Annotated in this window: 15 protein-coding genes; 3 read left to right on the forward strand and 12 right to left on the reverse strand. The window is 34.2% G+C overall.

Translation table 11 applies throughout. From position 1 onward, the window contains the following. Positions 1-118 precede the first annotated feature (118 nt). The 9 genes from SPD89_RS10525 to SPD89_RS10565 all read right to left on the reverse strand — a co-directional run bounded on the left by SPD89_RS10525 (position 119) and on the right by SPD89_RS10565 (position 9,930). A complete protein-coding gene (locus tag SPD89_RS10525; protein WP_336261908.1) occupies positions 119-1,393 on the reverse strand; it encodes a TRAP transporter large permease in 1,275 nt (424 codons plus the stop codon). A gap of 27 nt (positions 1,394-1,420) precedes the next feature. Further along, entirely contained in the window at positions 1,421-1,912 is a 492-nt protein-coding gene (locus SPD89_RS10530) for a TRAP transporter small permease (protein WP_336261909.1), read from the reverse strand. A 109-nt stretch (positions 1,913-2,021) separates the two neighbouring features. Beyond that, positions 2,022-3,089 carry a TRAP transporter substrate-binding protein gene (locus SPD89_RS10535; protein WP_336261910.1) on the reverse strand — a complete coding sequence of 356 codons (1,068 nt, stop codon included), beginning with the start codon at positions 3,087-3,089 and terminating at the stop codon, positions 2,022-2,024. A 625-nt stretch (positions 3,090-3,714) separates the two neighbouring features. Then, entirely contained in the window at positions 3,715-4,131 is a 417-nt protein-coding gene (locus tag SPD89_RS10540) for a RidA family protein (RefSeq protein ID WP_336261911.1), read from the reverse strand. Beyond that, positions 4,128-5,348, reverse strand: a complete 1,221-nt coding sequence (locus tag SPD89_RS10545) for a pyridoxal phosphate-dependent aminotransferase (protein WP_336261912.1) — start codon at positions 5,346-5,348, stop codon at positions 4,128-4,130. Before SPD89_RS10545 ends, SPD89_RS10540 begins: the two co-directional genes overlap by 4 nt. Positions 5,349-5,885: 537 nt before the next feature. Next, the gene (locus tag SPD89_RS10550; protein ID WP_336261969.1) at positions 5,886-7,037 is read right to left on the reverse strand and encodes a glycerate kinase; all 1,152 of its coding nucleotides are present in this window, start codon (positions 7,035-7,037) and stop codon (positions 5,886-5,888) included. A gap of 93 nt (positions 7,038-7,130) precedes the next feature. After that, the gene (locus tag SPD89_RS10555) at positions 7,131-8,081 is read right to left on the reverse strand and encodes a biotin-dependent carboxyltransferase family protein (protein WP_336261913.1); all 951 of its coding nucleotides are present in this window, start codon (positions 8,079-8,081) and stop codon (positions 7,131-7,133) included. Beyond that, on the reverse strand, positions 8,069-8,833 hold the full coding sequence (gene pxpB, locus SPD89_RS10560; protein ID WP_336261970.1) for a 5-oxoprolinase subunit PxpB: 765 nt from the start codon (positions 8,831-8,833) through the stop codon (positions 8,069-8,071). The genes SPD89_RS10555 and pxpB overlap by 13 nt, the downstream gene beginning before the upstream one ends. 131 nt (positions 8,834-8,964) lie before the next feature. After that, positions 8,965-9,930, reverse strand: coding sequence for a D-2-hydroxyacid dehydrogenase (locus SPD89_RS10565; protein WP_442961123.1), 966 nt, complete (start codon positions 9,928-9,930; stop codon positions 8,965-8,967). A gap of 178 nt (positions 9,931-10,108) precedes the next feature. Between SPD89_RS10565 and SPD89_RS10570 the strand changes: the two genes are divergently transcribed. After that, positions 10,109-10,984, forward strand: coding sequence for a LysR family transcriptional regulator (locus tag SPD89_RS10570; RefSeq protein ID WP_336261914.1), 876 nt, complete (start codon positions 10,109-10,111; stop codon positions 10,982-10,984). 181 nt (positions 10,985-11,165) lie between these two features. Here the strand turns inward: SPD89_RS10570 and SPD89_RS10575 are convergent, their stop codons facing one another. Beyond that, positions 11,166-11,933, reverse strand: coding sequence for a LamB/YcsF family protein (locus SPD89_RS10575; RefSeq protein WP_336261915.1), 768 nt, complete (start codon positions 11,931-11,933; stop codon positions 11,166-11,168). A gap of 368 nt (positions 11,934-12,301) precedes the next feature. Here SPD89_RS10575 and SPD89_RS10580 point away from each other — a divergent pair, with 368 nt between their 5' ends. Together SPD89_RS10580 and SPD89_RS10585 are read left to right on the forward strand one after the other, a co-directional pair. Continuing rightward, positions 12,302-13,477, forward strand: a complete 1,176-nt coding sequence (locus SPD89_RS10580) for a pyridoxal phosphate-dependent aminotransferase (protein WP_336261916.1) — start codon at positions 12,302-12,304, stop codon at positions 13,475-13,477. A 54-nt stretch (positions 13,478-13,531) separates the two neighbouring features. Then, entirely contained in the window at positions 13,532-14,215 is a 684-nt protein-coding gene (locus SPD89_RS10585) for an RraA family protein (protein ID WP_336261917.1), read from the forward strand. Positions 14,216-15,102: 887 nt separating this feature from the next. On the opposite strand, the gene dgoD is transcribed toward SPD89_RS10585, so the two are convergent. Together dgoD and SPD89_RS10595 are read right to left on the reverse strand one after the other, a co-directional pair. Then, positions 15,103-16,251 carry a galactonate dehydratase gene (gene dgoD / locus SPD89_RS10590; RefSeq protein ID WP_336261918.1) on the reverse strand — a complete coding sequence of 383 codons (1,149 nt, stop codon included), beginning with the start codon at positions 16,249-16,251 and terminating at the stop codon, positions 15,103-15,105. After that, complete coding sequence (locus tag SPD89_RS10595; protein WP_336261919.1) at positions 16,251-17,492, reverse strand: ROK family transcriptional regulator; 1,242 nt, start codon at positions 17,490-17,492, stop codon at positions 16,251-16,253. Before SPD89_RS10595 ends, dgoD begins: the two co-directional genes overlap by 1 nt. Positions 17,493-17,516 lie beyond the last annotated feature (24 nt).

Genomic DNA, 17,516 nt, shown 5'->3' on the forward strand with positions numbered 1-17,516 from the left:
TGAAATACTGCACTATATTGAATCCATTTTTAATAAAATATTCTACTTTTCCTCTAACGTATTCATTGAAAGCTCTCTTTAATATTCCATTTAAAAATAATTAAATGATTAACGGAATTTATTCAATAAATGATGGAAGCCAAGTTGTAATTACGGGTACATAAGCAATTACAAACAGTGCGATAACTAATGCCAATACAAATGGCCAAATATGCTTAATAACTATATTTATATTTAAATTAGTAATTGCGCTCGCCACGAACAAGTTCACTCCCATTGGAGGTGTTATAACACCAATTGCTAAAGCGGCAATCATAATTACTCCAAAATGGACTGGATCTACTCCCATTGAATTAGTGATAGGTAACAGAACTGGAGTTAATATAATAATAGCTGCAGCCGCTTCCATAAATAATCCAACAAACAGTAAAAACAATAAAATAATTAATAATATTAAATATGGATTGGTCGTAAGTGATGTTATGAATCCGCCAATTAATTGTGGTAACTGTTGAGAAGTAACTAACCACCCAAAAAGATCTGCAACGCCAATAATTAGCACAACCATAGATGAGATCAATATTGTCTCATAAAATATTTCCGGTAAATCCTTTATTTTTAATTTTTTATATATAAACATTCCTACTACCATACCATAAACAATTGCCACTACTGCTGCTTCTGTAGCGGTAAATATACCTAACATAATCCCTCCAAGCATAATGATAGGCATTAACAAAGCTAAGATTGCATCAACAAAGGATTTTCCAAGTTCTTTCAAGGAGCTTCTCTCTTCTGCAGGATACTTCTTAATAACTGAAATAATATAACTTGCTACCATGAGAGATATTCCCAATAGAATACCGGGTAAAAGCCCACCAATTAACAACTTCCCTATCGATGCACTTGCAACAACTCCAAATATAATCAAGGTAATACTTGGTGGTATAACGGAACCTAAAGAACCCGAAGCAGCCACCAATGCTGCTGAAAACCCTCTTGAGTATCCTTTCTTATTCATAGGAGGCACTACGATTTTACCTATTGCAGCTGTAGCAGCAGTTGAAGATCCCGTCATTGAGGAGAATATCATTGATGCTACAACGGTTATCATTGCTAATCCACCACGAATATGTCCTACTAGCTTATCTGCTAAATTAATAATTTTGACCGAAACACCACCTCTATCCATAATTGCTCCAGCAAGGATAAAAAATGGTATTGCTAATAACGGGAAAGAATCCAATCCATTAAACATTCGTTGTGGAATGATTGTTAATGGTATTCCAGAATCATATAATAATGCGAATAAACACGCTAATGCTAATGAAAATACTATTGGAATATTAATAATAATTAATAGTAAAAAAGTTACAAGAAGTATTATTATCAAATTCGTTCACCTCCATAGTTTAAATAATTAATTCAAATAATCGTTTTGCTCATTCATTAAATCGTTATTTATATTTTTTCTAACATTTATTATTCTTTCGATAGAAAATATGAGAGACAAGATCGAGAATAAAATCAAACCTGAATATATATAGGTTACAGGTACCCCCAAAGTTGGTGATGTTTGACCTTGTGATCCTGCAATAAATTTTATACTTTGGTACAATAGAACGACCATAAAAAAAATAATACCTAATTCTATTACATACGAAATAATGGTACGAAGTTTTAACGTTAAATTACTTACCAGTATATCTATACTTACATGTGAGCCATTTCTAATGCCTAACGCCGCACCTATTAAAGTCATCCATATAAATGAAAATTTAGCTACTTCTTGAGTCCAACTTGCAGGAAAGTAGATAAGTTCTCTTGATAATATTTGTAATGATACGGTTACTATTATTACTACCATTAATGTGACAGCAATATACTTAAATACAATCTCTATTTGTTTCATAGCACTCACCTTCTTTAGCGTTCTTAATTTAATTCATGTTTAATAAAAATATACAATCCTCACCACTTTTGAGCTAAATAAAGTGGTGAGTTTAAATTAAGTACAATTTCTATCTTAATTCAATTATTTTCTGTACTAGTTCACTACCTTCCTCTTCATTTCCATTTCCAATTTCGCTATAAAATTCTGGATAAACCTCTTCCTCCATGATTTCTCTGAACTCATTAACGAAATCGTCAGAAACTTCATTTACTTCCATACCTTCATCTTTTAATTTTTGTAAAATTTCTTGTTCATCGTTAAATAGTTCTTCTTTATGATAGTCCATAGCTTCAGCTGATGCTTTTGTTAGCGCTTCTTGTTGCTTTTCCGATAAGTCATTAAACTTATTTGAATCCATCAAAAAGTACCTCGTCGTGTAAAAATGATTCGTTAATGATAGATAATCTTGGACTTCAAAAAACTTCATGCTGTATATTAAATTAATAGGATTTTCTTGCGCTGTTACAACACCTTGTTGTAATCCCGAATATAGCTCTGAAAATGCCATATTAGATGTTCTAATCCCTGGTAGACTTTCAAATGTATCAAGCATTACTTTACTTTCTAAAAGTCTAATATTAATTCCTTTAAAATCCTCAATTGACTCAATTGGTCGCACAGAGTTAGTGATTTGACGGAATCCTCCATATTGAATTCCTAAATTCTTTAAATTATTTTCTTCAAATTCTTCGTTTAGAGTATCAATTACTTCACTTTCTTCGAGGTTTTCCAAATGTTCTGTACTATCGATAATATACGGCAGATCCCAATAAACAAGCGATGGAATAAAATTAGTGACAATTGCATTAGATGCCAGGCCTATATCAATAGTTCCCATTTGGACTCCTTCTACTAGTTCTCTTTCTTCTCCAAGTTGACTATTAGAATATACGTCAATTTTGATTTCACCGTCACTATATTCTTCCGCTAGTTCTGCAAGTTTAACACTACTTTTATGTGTTACATCATCTTCGGCAAATACATGTCCTAGTTTAAGAGTAACCACAGCCTCTGAATTATTATTAGACTTCTTACTTATTGCTGCATCAGGCTCATTTAATCCACCACATCCTGCTAGAACTAAAATTGTAATTAACATTACAGTTAAACTTATCTTTTTTGATAAATATCTCACTTATAACTCTCCCCTTTTTTATAAGTTATTTAAGCTACAACTTTTATAAAATAGTTGATCAATATATTCCTCTCTTTGCCGATAGATTTGTACTGCCTATTTGTCGACAAAAATGAAATTGAACGTTGTCGTTAGGTTGCATTTGTCCAGTTATATCTAAATGAGTGGAACTAAATCATTGGATTTTATTGGATAACCTATCGCCCCCCTCAACCACGGTGTAAATTGTTTGCCAGGTGGTGTTACTAAACCTAGTATAATCCCTCTATTCAATGTCTGTTGCGGAGAAAAATTAATGCGGTTAGTTTTTTCCAATGAATCCCGGTATTATTACTATCTAATGAGACTTTAAACTTTATTTTCTGCAAAAAAGTGATATGTTTCTTTAGACAGAAAACCAATTTATGATATCTTATTTTTTGGGTTTTCTATAAACTCGATAGAGCAATGTTTACTGGTAATGTATGAAGTCTAAAATATGTAATCGCTCACTTTAAATGGATCTAGATTTAGTTCAGAGTTTCCTTGTGTATATTTTTTTATTTTCATACGACGCCGCTGTACACGCTTTCATTAACTTGGATTGTTCCTCAGGTTTCTACAACATTATGAGAAATCAAAGCAACTAATTGTATTTCAATCGGACATTATTAGGTAATGATGCAACACCAATTGCTACCCGACTTCCAATCCCCATTTCACCTAACCGTTCAAAAAGGTATTCGGATGCATAATCAGCTACGAAAGAATGTGATGTAAATGTGTCCTCTGCATTTATATAAAGGTTCAGATTAAGTATTTTTTCTAACTTCTCTTGTTTTGTTAATGTGTTTTCGGCTGCCAATAATGCATTCTCTGTAGCCTGTCTAACTGAGTCTTTATAAGTTTCAAGTGATTCATTCATCTTAATTTTTCCACTTTGGATTAACTCCCCATTTATTCTTGGGGTCATTCCAGCAATATAAACGATTGATCCGAATCGGGTCGCTAGAAGATACTTCCCTTGAGCTAAGACTTTAGTTTGTTGTTTGTCTCTATTCATTTATGATATTCCTCTACCACTTTAATAAGACGATCGATTGCAGAAACAGCAGATTGATGGTCTTGTGAGAAGTTTATCCGAAAACTATTAGTGAATTGTGATCCAAATTCTGTCCCCGGTGTTACTATGACACTAGCTTTTAGACGGAGAACTTTAACTAATTCTTCTAGAGAGATATCTATATTGGGCAGTTTTGGAAAAAGATAGCTTCCTGCCTCAGTAGGTCTAACCTCAAATCCGGAAGAGAAGCGTAATTTTGATATTAAATCATCTCTAATTGCCTGATGTTGTAGGATTCTTTTATCCATCCAACCCTCTGGTTCGGCAAACCATTTTTTCATTACTGCTTGATTATAACCAGCTGTGCGTAGTGACACTATCGCTTGTAATTTTTCCATCCTATCAATAATCTTAGCTGATCCAAATGCAACACCTAATCTATAGCCACTGAGAGACTCCGTTTTAGAAGGACCCATAATTGTAATTATATTGTCTCTGTCTATAATATTTTGAGCGAATAAATGAACAAACTCTTTTCCATCAAATATTTGACGAGAATATAATTCATCTGCAATAACCATAACATTAAATTTTTGTGCAAGTGTCGCTATATCTCTAATCTCATCTTGTGAATATATTACTCCCGTTGGATTATTAGGATTAGAAAATATAAAAAGTTTAACTCCTGACTTAAATGCATCTTCTAACTGATTTAAATTTATCCCTGCACGTTCTGTCGTTTTGATGTAGTCCAATTCAATAGGAACAATTTCACCTTCGAAAAATTCAACTAACTTTCTGTTTGCGAAGTAGTCTGGAACTACGATTGCAACTTTATCTCCTTTAGTAACGGTAGATCCCATTGCCAAAAATAACGCTCCTTGAGTACCAGGGGTAAGTATAAGGTTTTCATCTGCATTTATCTCTGTCGATACACCAGTGAAGTTCGTTAGCTTTCGTGCTACATCAACTCTAATTGTTTTACTCCCACGGTATTCAGTATAGGCCTGTTCTCCACCAATTCGTACTCCATCATTGAAGGCATCTAATGTATCAGGAATTGGAGTAAAAGCATCGACATCACCGTGCGAAAAATCAACTGGTGTTCCAGTAAGCTGTTTTCCTTTATAATTAACAGCGCTGTCATTATGTCGTACTTCTTGTCCAGGTGCATTCTTAGCACCTAATTTTAAAAACTTTTCATCTAAAGAATCCATACTGCTTTCTCCTTCCTATTAAAAATAATGCCTCTATTGAAGCAATCTAAATCAATCATTAAATATTTTGATAGCCCCCTTATTCATATTTAACAATGAATTTATTCATTTTGAAAAATTAAGTGTTTGCTAATAGTAAGTAGTATAATAACACTAGCTTTGTATATTGTAAAATTAAATTATTAGTGATTTAATACCAATTATATGAATATTAAAAAGATACTTTATTATTTTATACAGACAGTTTTATGACAATAACTTAGTATAAAAACAGCAAAAAACTTCTCTATAAAAAGTTATATAAGTGTTCTAGATGAAAATAAAATTGTGTAATCGCTTCAGTTTGGAAAACCTTAGTGTTTCAAAAAATTATAATGTATAGAGAAAAACATTTGTGAAAAGTGGTCTGTATTTTTATTCTGAACATTTAGTTATTAAAACTCTCTTACTATATCTGTTTTAATCTGTTTTACTAACTTTTACAAGAGAAAATTCAAATTAATGATCTTTTAAAAGTCGATAAAACTGTATTTACATTTAATGATCCTTCTTTACAGTTTTATCTAGAAAGTAAGTACGACAAACTTGTTCAGCAGTTTGCTCCAATAATTTGCTCGCTTTATTCATAGCTTTTTCTAGTGACATTGGCCGATTAATAATACCATGAACACTGATGACACCATATTGATAAAGCGCTTGAATGTTATCCCCCACTGTTCCGGCAAAAATAATTGTAGGGACATTTCTTGTATTTGCTGCTTGAGCAACACCCATAGGAGTCTTACCAAACACGGTTTGAAAATCTACTTGACCTTCACATGTAATCACCAAATCCGCATGATCGAGATGTTCTACAAGATTAGCATATTCAATGACAACATCCACACCTCTTTTTATAGTTGAAGGAAAAAATGCCTGAAGAGAACCACCTAATCCACCCGCAGCCCCGGCGCCCTCCAAGTCATGCAAGCGTTTTCCAGTTAAGTTTTCTACAAGTTCCGCCCAATGAGTAAGATTGTTCTCTAATGTTTGGATCATCTTTTCAGTAGCGCCTTTTTGTGGTCCAAAGACATAGGTTGCACCTTTTGCGCCTAGAAGCGGGTTTTCAACGTCAGAAGCTATTAAAAACTGGCTATCATAAATGCGTTCATCAAAATTATCTAAGTTCACTTTTTGGATTTGATTTAACTCTCCACCACCAAACCCAATTTCTATGTTTGTTTCATCTAAAAGTTGTATGCCTAGAGCTTGCAGCATGCCTGCTCCTCCATCATTTGTAGCTGATCCTCCAAGTGCAATGATAAAATTTCTATAACCTTCATCAAGCGCAGTTTTTATTAATTCACCTGTTCCATATGTTGTAGTTTTAAGAGGGTTGAGCTCGGTATCATTAATTAGGTTCAATCCTGATGCAGTTGCCATTTCAATTATACAAGTTTTCTTATCTCCAAGCACTCCATATTTGGCATTTATTGGTTGACCAAGAGGTCCAGTTACACCCACAGATACTTCGCGCCCATTAGTCGCTGATACGAGTGTATCCATCGTTCCTTCTCCACCATCTGCAACAGGTATTAATACAGTTTCAGCTTCGGGAAATGCATTTTTTACGCCTTTCTCTATCGAAAATGCCGCTTCAATAGCTGTAATACTACCTTTAAGTGAATCTGGGGCTATTATTATTTTTATTTTGTTCTCCTCCAATCCAGGCTACACTTATAATGGAATTTAAAAATAAATTAATTATATACATTCTGCTATGGGCTTATCCATTTTATATGACTATTTATTATACATTTTAATAGTAGATAAGAACTGTTCTTGTTTTTTCCATAATAATTGGGCTTCGTTAATTTCGACTCTTTCAAATTGGATCAATTCACCTGGCTTTTGTTGTGCAAGGTACGGAATATCTACACCTATAACTACCCCAATTTTCGTATAACCTCCAGTCATTTGACAATCTGCCATTAACACAATAGGTTGTCCATTACCTGGTACTTGTATGGAACCAGCAGTAATATAGTCTGAGATAATATCTGGAGCTGATTCATGTGGTATTTTTGGTCCTTTCAGCCGATAGCCCATACGATCAGACTCACTTAAAATTTCATATATATCTGAACTAAATTGATGAATTACTTCCGCTGCAAATGAGTTAGCTTGTGGCCCTAATACAAATCTTATTTTCCTTTTTTCTCCATAATTAGGCGTATATTTGGGAGGTATAACTCTCCCTAATACAGAATCAAGATGTTGTCCTGATTCTTTAACCGAAATTGCATCTCCAGCTTTTAACGCCCTACCTTCAAATCCACCAAAATCTCCCCGTATGAATGTTGACCGACTACCCATAACAATAGGAACATTTATTCCCCCGGCAATAGCCAAATAAGAGCGGCAACCTTCTTTTGCCATTCCAAAACTAAGTACATCTCCTTCGAATATTGAGATAGAACGCCATAAAGGCACTTCTTTTCCATTAATTTTAGGTGTGAGATTTGCTCCAGTTATAGCAATTACCCCATCTTGAATAAATTGTAGAACAGGACCCATTAATGTTATTTCAATTGCAGCTTCTCCTTCATCATTACCTACCAATATATTTGCTAATCTTAATGATAAACTATCCATCGCCCCACAAGATGAAATCCCGTACTTTTGGTAAGACATTCTTCCTGTATCTTGAATGGTCGTTAACATACCCGATTTTTTTACCACTAAGAATTCCATCTTTTAGTCCACTCACTTTGCATATTTTCATCCCAATTCTCCATTACTTCTTTACTGATTGGTTCAAACTTAATAAAATCTCCTGCTACAAATGGACTAGGAGGATTTTGTTCAGGCTTAAAAGTATCAAATGGAGTTCGACCGATAATATGCCATCCACTTGGAGATTCGAGTGATACGATAATCGTTTGTTCATTAGCAATAACGATAGAACCTTTTTCGATTTTGATACGAGGACTGCTACGTCGCTTCAGTGACAATTTCTTATCAAGGTCACCACAATAAGGAAAACTGCCAATAACACCTAGCATATAAATATAATATAAATTGGAAGAATGCAATCGAATCAATTCAGACGTTGTTAACCCTGTTTTCTCTGATACATATTCTAGATCTGGACCGTACTCCTCACCATAAAATACAGGTATATGAACTATTTTATCTGTTTTCGTTATCGTTTCTTTTTCTGTCTTAATGTTCACATTTAATTTTTGTAACTCGGAAAGTATTTCATCATAACTTAATTTAAGTGGATTGTATCGAATCGCTATACTACAAAAAGTAGGGATTATTTGAGTAACTCCCTGAATATCCGCATCTTTAATAAGTTCCGCAAATGACAATAAGTTCTGACTTAATTCAATCGACACTTTCTTTTCATATTGAACGATAACTACTTGGTCTCCAAGTGGAAAATATTGTGGATAAGTATCCTTACTTATTAAAGCTTTTTCTATTGTATTACTATTCATTTTACTCAACGCGGGTAAACCTTCTTTCATAATGGAATTTCGTAAAATACAATATCACTTTAGTTACTAATCGATACAAACATATCTTGTTTCATATAGCTTACTAGAATTATATATTAGTTAGAATAGCACTATGGTCGTACAACATTCTGTGGATTCTTAACCAAAAAGGAGGTAACGTTATCAACCGCCATATTTAAAAGGCGGCTACGCGCTTCCTTCGTTGCCCAGGATATGTGAGGTGTGATGATACAATTCTTAGCACTTAATAAAGGATTTGTATCTAATGGTGGTTCTACATCTAATACGTCCAATCCCGCACCAGCAATAACGCCTGCATTAAGAGCGTCAGCTAAATCCTTATTATTAACAAGTTTTCCTCTCGATGTATTAATAAGAATAGCAGAATCTTTCATCATCGATAATTTTTTTGAATTTATCATTTCTTCCGTCTCAGAAGTTAATGGACAATGTAAACTGACAATATCCGACTTTCTCATCAATTCTGAAAGTTCCGCCCATTGGAGGCCCGGTAAATCAATGTCACGAGGGTTATGATCATATGCCAATATTCGCATGCCAAAAGCTGAGGCAATCTTAGTGACTTGTAGTCCAATTCGGCCAAATCCAACTACCCCAATCGTTTTATCAGCCAATTCAATAAGTGGATAGTTCCAAAAACACCAATCAGGATTTCTTCCCCAGGCTCCTTCCCTAACAGCCTCACTATGTCGCTGTGTATGATGACAATGTTCAAGCACTAATGCAAATACCATTTGGGCGACTGAATTTGTACCGTAAGTAGGTATATTTGTTACAGTAATCCCCAATTCTACTGCCGCTTGAATATCTACAACATCAAAACCCGTGGCTAATACTCCGATATACTTCAGATTAGGTAAGCTTTCTAGTGTTTCTTTACTTAATCGAGTTTTATTTGTTAAAATAATTTCTGCATTTACTGACCTTTCCAATACAAGCTCTTCTGGCGTCCTATCGTAAATATCAACTTCTCCAACTTGCTCCAATTTACTCCAACTTAAATCACCAGGGTTTAGTGTAAACCCATCCAAAATACAAATATTAATATGAATCAATCCTCTCATTATTTATCATGTTCGATATTTTATAATATTAACCTTTGATTATTACTATTTAAAAGCCTATTATCTACTAACTTACTTATCGGAATCCCCACAGTGTTCAAGATTAATTGTAAAACGGAATGCATTATAATATAATTTAATCATTCAGATACTTGGAGGTGCACATCATTTGAATAATTTAGGAATTGAAGCTTTTCTTTCCGTTGTACATCATGGTAGCTTAACCGATGCTGCCAATTCTTTATATCTTTCTCAATCAACATTAAGTCATCGTCTTGCGCAACTAGAGCGAGAAGTGGGTATGACTTTGATTGATCGTGGGCGTGGGATGAGAACGCTCTCTTTAACTTCAGATGGTCAGGAATTTTTAACTATTGCTAAGAGATGGTCAGATCTTGTACATGAAACTACTCAGATTCGTACCCGTAAACAAAATATGACTCTATCGATTGGTTCAGTTGATAGTATTCAAAACTATGTGTTACCTCCTGTTTTTGAATTATTAACTACCCATTCGAAAAAAATTGACATTCGAATCCGTACTCAACAATCATCTGAACTCTATCTACTATTAGAGCGCGGTGAAATAGACATCGCTTTTTCCCATCTTGAACAACCAATGCCCAATATGATTATTAAAAAATTTTACAGTGAAAAAATGGTAGTTATAAGTAAAGGTAAATTATTATCAAATGGTAAGATATTAAAAGATAAAGAATTAGATACCTCATATCAATTATATTTTGATTGGAACACATCCTTTAAAGCCTGGTATGACGGATGGATAGGCGATCGAAATTATCCAACTGTTCATTTAGACACAGCACAATTACTCCTTACATTTATGGATAATGACAAAAAGTGGGCAATAATTCCACTATCAATGGCAAAGAAGCTTGAATCTACAGGTGAATTTTTGATTTACTATTTAGAAGATCCACCACCGGAACGAGTATGCTATCAAATCCGCTCTCGTAACCCTAGAGCTAGTGCTGTCGAAAGCCTGAAATTACTTGATAATTGTATAAACTCAGTAATTATTTAAAGTTACATTCAATATTTCGTATTAATTCGAGTTATTTTAAATACGTTTAAGAATCTCCCATTATTTGTCCATAGTCGCAGTTTTTTTAATGAATAGTTATAGTACTCTTGCATTCCTTTATCCCAGTATGCAAGGGTACAAAAAACTAGAATGTACCATCCTCCTCCCATTCAACTCATAATCATAGCCAATCTTCTAATTTCTTAACTTCTATCCCTTCTTCAAGTAAAGCTTGTTTTACTTTTTTGGCCAATAATACGGAGCCTTCCGTATCACCATGAACACATAAAGTATGTCCATTAACCTCGATATCCTTACCAGTAATAGTTTGGACCTTTCCTTCAACCGCCATACGGACACAACGGGCGACAACCTCATCTTGATCATAAATTACAGCATTCGGTTCTATACGGGAAACTAATGTGCCATCCTCTTTGTATGATCTGTCTGCAAACATCTGAATAGCAATTTTCAAACCATTTTCTTGCGCAACAGTTGCTAATTGACCTGGCTCCGTCATTACAATAAGCGAAGGATCAAACAACATTACTGCTTCTGCTATGGCTTCAGCATAATTACGATTATTAACAGAAAGATTCCCCAATCGACCATGTGGTGAAATATGCTGTAATCGGTAATTCGAGCTTCTAACAAACGCACTAAGCGCACCCAATTGATATAAAACATCTGTCGTTACTTCCCATGGAGTCAAATCCATATCCCTACGACCAAAACCATTCAGATCAGGAAAAGATGGGTGAGCTCCAATACCAACACCATTTTCAATTGCCTTCTCTACCGTTGAAGCCATTATACGTGGATCCCCCGCATGAAACCCGCAAGCAATATTAGCAGAACTTACCACTTTTAATAGGTTCTTATCGTCAGCTATTGTATAGGCACCAAACCCTTCACCCATATCAGAATTAATATCAATAAATGACCGCATCATTCTCACTCCCGCAATAGATTAACTAGTATGAATATATTTACATTAATCATACTTGATGAATATAATATTGTAAAATAGGTTTATTTGAATTATAAAAACAGTTTTATGAATATTAATTTATTTAAGCATTTTGTAAAATAGCTACTATAACAATGACTTTGTATAACGCTTCTTTTACCCAAGATAGATATTATTACAGATAAGAATTATACAACCCTCTTTGTTTTATCGCAAACACCTTCCCAAAACCATTTTCTAAATATCAACTTTATCGATTTTATATGCCACATTATTTCATTTTACAAATATTCCTTCTAACCTTATATTCAGTTTAAGAGAAAATATTAAAAAGGAAGTGTTTTATCATGCTCAATACCGCCAGCCGTTTGGAATCAGTTGGATTTTCAAACATTCGTAAGATTTACGAAAAGGCTAATCAAGTAAAGTCTCAAGGATTAGATGTATATAATTTAATATTGGGAGAACCCGATTTCCCTACACCAAAATTAATTACAGCATCTGGAATTAGTTCTATCAATAAAGGAGAAACACATTACACTTCAAATTTTGGCTTAATAGAACTTCGTAAAGCAATTGCACAGAAGTTAAAAACTGAAAATAATTTAAACGCTTCCCCTGAGGAAATTTTAGTTACGACTGGGGCTACCGAAGCAGTTTTTGCTTCAATAGTTGGAATACTCAATCCTGGAGAGGAAGCCTTAGTCCCTGCACCATCGTGGCCGCATTATGAAGCATGCTGTAACTTGGCTGGAGGCACGCCTATAAATTTTCCAATTAACTTTGAAAACAGTTCATTTACAATTAATTCGGATGAAATAGAGAAACGCATTACTGACAGAACACGTTTAATTATTCTTAACTCTCCTAGTAATCCTACTGGTATGATGTTAGACTACGAAAGTTTATTACAAATTTCGCAAATTGCAATCAAACATAATCTAATAGTTATCTCTGATGAAATTTATGAAAAAATTACTTATGACGAAGAGAAACATATAAGTATTGGATCATTACCTGGTATGTATGAAAGAACGATTACAATAAATGGTCTCTCAAAAGCTTACGCCATGACTGGATGGAGAGTTGGTTATCTACATGCTGCAGAGCCATTATTTAATGGACTAGTAAGACTTCATCAATATAATGTAACGTGTCTACCAGCCTTTAGCCAACATGCAGCAACTACTGCAATTCTAGAAGCACATAAAGAAGTTGAAGAAATGAGGCTCATATTTAATCAACGTAGAGATTTATTAGTTAATCTTCTAAATCAATCTGACTTTTTCAATATTAAATGCCCTAAAGGTGCATTTTACCTATTTATTAATATTGAATCTTCAGGTAAATCTTCTGATGAATTTGTATTAGACTTATTAGAAAAGACTGGAGTAGCCGTTGTTCCTGGTACAGCCTTTGGGGACTTTGGCAGTGGATTTGTAAGAATCTCTTATGCTGCTAAAAATGAAGCGCTAATTCAATCCGCAGAGAAAATTATTTCTTATTTAAACACCAGTATTTAAATAATAGACTAATTACAATTGAATTTTTATTAAAATTTGAAAGGAAGTAATAAAATGACTGTTTCAGATATAAGAATTATAAGAGACTTCGAAAGGTTGCCAAAGGAACTACTCGATGAATATAAAGATTTAGCTGCAGCAAATATTGGAGATGTTATGGGTCGCTTTCGATCAATGGACTATACTGTTAAATCAATGAACAAGCTGGGAGTACATTTAGTAGGAAGTGCACTTACCATTCGTATTCATCCTACCGATAACTTAATGGTTCATAAAGCAATAGACTTAGCGCGACCTGGTGATGTACTTGTTATTGATGCGTTTGGTGGGAAGGAAAATGCAATTATTGGAGAACTCATTTCTCACTATGCCAAAATTAAAGGTATTGCCGGAATAGTAACAAGTTCACCTATTCGAGATGTACATGCAATTTACAATATGGACTTCCCTGTATTTGCACGAGGAGCAACACCACGTGGGCCTTTGAAAGAAGGTTCGGGTGAAATTAATACGATTATCAGTTGTGGCACAGTACCTGTTAATCCTGGGGATATAATCGTTGGAGATGATGATGGGGTGGTCGTAGTACCAAAAGAAGATGCCGTGGATGTATTAGAGCAAACAAAGTTAATTCAAGAAAAAGAAAAGTCAATTATAGATAAGATGTGCAAAACAGGAAACTGGGAACGTAAATGGGTAGATGAAATATTACAACAAAAAGGCTATTCCTCTCAATAAAAAAGCCCTACAAGACGTTGCGTTTCTTATAACAATCAATCTTTAACAAAATGAATTTCCCTCTGTAATAAACGTCCGGATTCACCACAGAGGGAAACTACCTTTTGAACCTTTTTCTCATTCCTATCCCAACGTTTTTCCTATCATTTACTTCAACATTCGTCTCTACATATCATTAACCGCAATCTTTTTCTTACTGCTAGTCCCAATCCTTTTACTGCATCGGCTGTCACGTATTCAAGTTCCATAATTTCTTTAACTGTCAAATCCGTAATTACAAATACGTTACCCACTTCCACTGATTGTTAATTAACTAACTGCGGATTTCTTGATCGTCATTTTCAACGTTTCTAGGCGCATTTTTGATTCGTAAAATTTCTTATCAAAAACAATACATGATCCCTTAACATGATGACATTGGCACTTTTGGCTTTTTCCAATTTCTTCGCCTAAAATCTCACTCCCCGGATAAACATGCAGCTAATGTAGACCAAAATATTTTGTCTTGACTGCTACCACCTGCATTCCAGGTGTATGAACTCCTACCTTCAATAAAGACTACGATTTACTACAATCAAAAAAAGATAGCTCCTGTTGAATGCAGAAATTATCTTTTTTAAGCTACATATTATTACAATGCTATTGACAAGAAAGAGATTTAGCCTTTCACAATTACTTTTTTCTTTTTTGTTAAATCACTTAATAAATTTTAAACTACAAAAAATAAGATCATCCTTCGGTACGTTTTTAGCGTCACAATAACCAAAACCTCTTCATGACTTGAATACTGAGTTAACATACCAACGGGCATACTCAAAACTGTCATAATAACTAATAGGCTACTCGAAATTAACCTACTCTCATGCCACAAATATCGCAGTTTATAATTACCATTCTGCTATTGATCCATCTTCATGACGCCACACTGGATTTTTCCATGAATGGCCTTCCTTTGCTTTTTTCTTAACAAATTCTTCATCAATTTCAATTCCAAGACCAGGCTTTTCAGGAATGTTAAGATAACCTTCTTCATATTGAAAATCTGAAGGATCTTGTAAGTAATCAAGTAAGTCATTGCCTTTATTGTAATGTATACCAAGGCTTTGTTCTTGTATGAATGCATTATATGAAGTAGCGTCAACTTGCAAACATGCTGCCAATGCAATTGGTCCTAGTGGACAATGCGGTGCAAGTGCTATATCATATGCTTCCGCCATGGATGCTATTTTTTTACACTCTGTTATACCACCAGCATGAGATAAGTCAGGTTGGATAATATCAACATATCCCGAAGAGAGTATATGTTTAAAATCCCATCTTGAATACATCCTCTCCCCAGTTGCAATTGGAGTACTTGTAAATTGTGCAATCTCTTTTAATGCTTCATTATTCTCGGGTAAAATCGGTTCTTCAATAAACATAGGTTTAAAAGGTTCTAATTCTTTTATCAAAACTTTTGCCATAGGTTTGTGTACACGACCATGAAAATCGATTGCAATATCAATACTATAGCCAAACTTTTCCCGAAGAGTTGCAACTCTATTTATCACTTGTTCTATCTTAAAATAAGAATCTATAATTTGTAATTCTTCTGTAGCATTCATTTTTATTGCAGAGAAACCCTTGTCTACAACAGCTTCAACAGCTTCAATTAATTGATCTGGCCTATCACCGCCGACCCATGAATAAGCACGTATTTTATCACGACACTTTCCACCTAAAAGTTGATATATTGGAGTCTCGTAATACTTACCTTTAATGTCCCATAACGCTTGATCGATACCAGATATGGCACTCATCAAAAATGGTCCTCCACGATAAAAGTTTCCACGATAGAGCATGTTCCAGTGATCTTCTATGCGTAATGGGTCTTTTCCCTTTAACATTGTCATTAATTCATGGATGCACGCTGCAACAGTATCTGCTTTCCCCTCTATTACTGGTTCACCCCAGCCATATATTTCATTATCAGTTTCAATTTTTAGAAATAACCAACGGGGAGGAACCTTATATAATTTGTAGTTTAGTATCTTCATTACATTATACCCTCCTTTGAAAAGTAATCATCTATCTGTAAATGTCCATTAAATAAGGAATCAACCCATAAAGTAGCAGCTCCAATCACATCAGCCTTATCACCTAAATCAGATGTTTCAATTTTTAAGTTTTTTGTATTCGTTTTTAATGCGGTTTTATTAACAGTGTCTTTCAATGGAATTGTAATAAACTCTTCACCTACAAGTACACTTCCAGTCAGTATAATTTGCTGTGGATTAAACAGGTTTACTAGTGAAGAAACTCCCACACCTAGATAACGTCCTGCCTCTTCTAACGTTTGTATAGAAAGCTGATCTTCTTTTGTTGCTGCAACATAAATATCTTTTAATGAAATGCCATTATCCATTAAACTAACTAGCACACTATTAAACCCTTGTTTTAACTTTTTATTTATACCATTTAATAATGCGTTTTCATTCACTAAAGTTTCGAGACATCCGAAATTTCCACAAGAACACTTTGGACCATTCTCACTAACAGTTAAATGCCCAATTTGGCCTCCTCCATAATTAGTACCATGAAAAAGGTTTCCAGAAACCATAATTCCCGATCCAACACCGTAATCGACATTCATAACAATAAATGAATCTGAATTGATACATTTACCAAACCATCGTTCTGCTAATGTTAAAACATTACAATCATTATCTACCAAAACGGGAAGATTTAATTTGTCTTCAAGAATTTCACTTAAAGGAATGTGTTCCCAGCCCAAATGAGGTGGATAAATAGCAACTCCATTAATAGGATCAACAATTCCATGCATACCAACACCAATACCTAGAATCTTACTCTGGTTTATTCCTGATTCGGCTATAACCTTCTGAACTAAATTACTTACTTTATCAAGGACATAAGCTGGTTCATGATTTGTAGGCAGTGGTATTGATAAGTAATGTTGTATATCTCCATTTAAATTAATAATGACACATTTAATAGATTCGGACTGAATTGTAACCCCAATAATGTACAATGCATTTGAATTTAATTTATATTTAATAGGGAAACGTCCTCTTTTAATCGGAGCTTGCCCTAATAAACTAATTAAATTATACTCTTCCAATTCATTAATAATACTGGTTACAGAAGGAAGACTTAGCTTTGTTATTTTTGATAAGTCTGTTTTAGATAACGATCCCCTTTCCTTCAAAATACGTAAGATTAAAAACAAATTAGACTGGCGCATTTTTTCCTTATCCATTTTTTTATTTCTTATCATGGTATCACTCTTTCATAAAAGTAA

This window comes from Pseudogracilibacillus sp. SO30301A (assembly GCF_037072025.1).
Classification (GTDB): Bacteria; Bacillota; Bacilli; order Bacillales; family Amphibacillaceae; genus Pseudogracilibacillus.

Coding starts and splice junctions, on each gene's coding strand:
- SPD89_RS10580 (WP_336261916.1), top strand. CDS start 12,302: ATGCTCAATACCGCCAGCCGTTTGGAATCAGTTGGATTTTCAAACATT.
- SPD89_RS10585 (WP_336261917.1), top strand. CDS start 13,532: ATGACTGTTTCAGATATAAGAATTATAAGAGACTTCGAAAGGTTGCCA.
- SPD89_RS10575 (WP_336261915.1), bottom strand. CDS start 11,933: ATGCGGTCATTTATTGATATTAATTCTGATATGGGTGAAGGGTTTGGT.
- SPD89_RS10555 (WP_336261913.1), bottom strand. CDS start 8,081: ATGGAATTCTTAGTGGTAAAAAAATCGGGTATGTTAACGACCATTCAA.
- dgoD (WP_336261918.1), bottom strand. CDS start 16,251: ATGAAGATACTAAACTACAAATTATATAAGGTTCCTCCCCGTTGGTTA.
- SPD89_RS10595 (WP_336261919.1), bottom strand. CDS start 17,492: ATGATAAGAAATAAAAAAATGGATAAGGAAAAAATGCGCCAGTCTAAT.
- SPD89_RS10530 (WP_336261909.1), bottom strand. CDS start 1,912: ATGAAACAAATAGAGATTGTATTTAAGTATATTGCTGTCACATTAATG.
- pxpB (WP_336261970.1), bottom strand. CDS start 8,833: ATGAATAGTAATACAATAGAAAAAGCTTTAATAAGTAAGGATACTTAT.
- SPD89_RS10545 (WP_336261912.1), bottom strand. CDS start 5,348: ATGGATTCTTTAGATGAAAAGTTTTTAAAATTAGGTGCTAAGAATGCA.
- SPD89_RS10540 (WP_336261911.1), bottom strand. CDS start 4,131: ATGAATAGAGACAAACAACAAACTAAAGTCTTAGCTCAAGGGAAGTAT.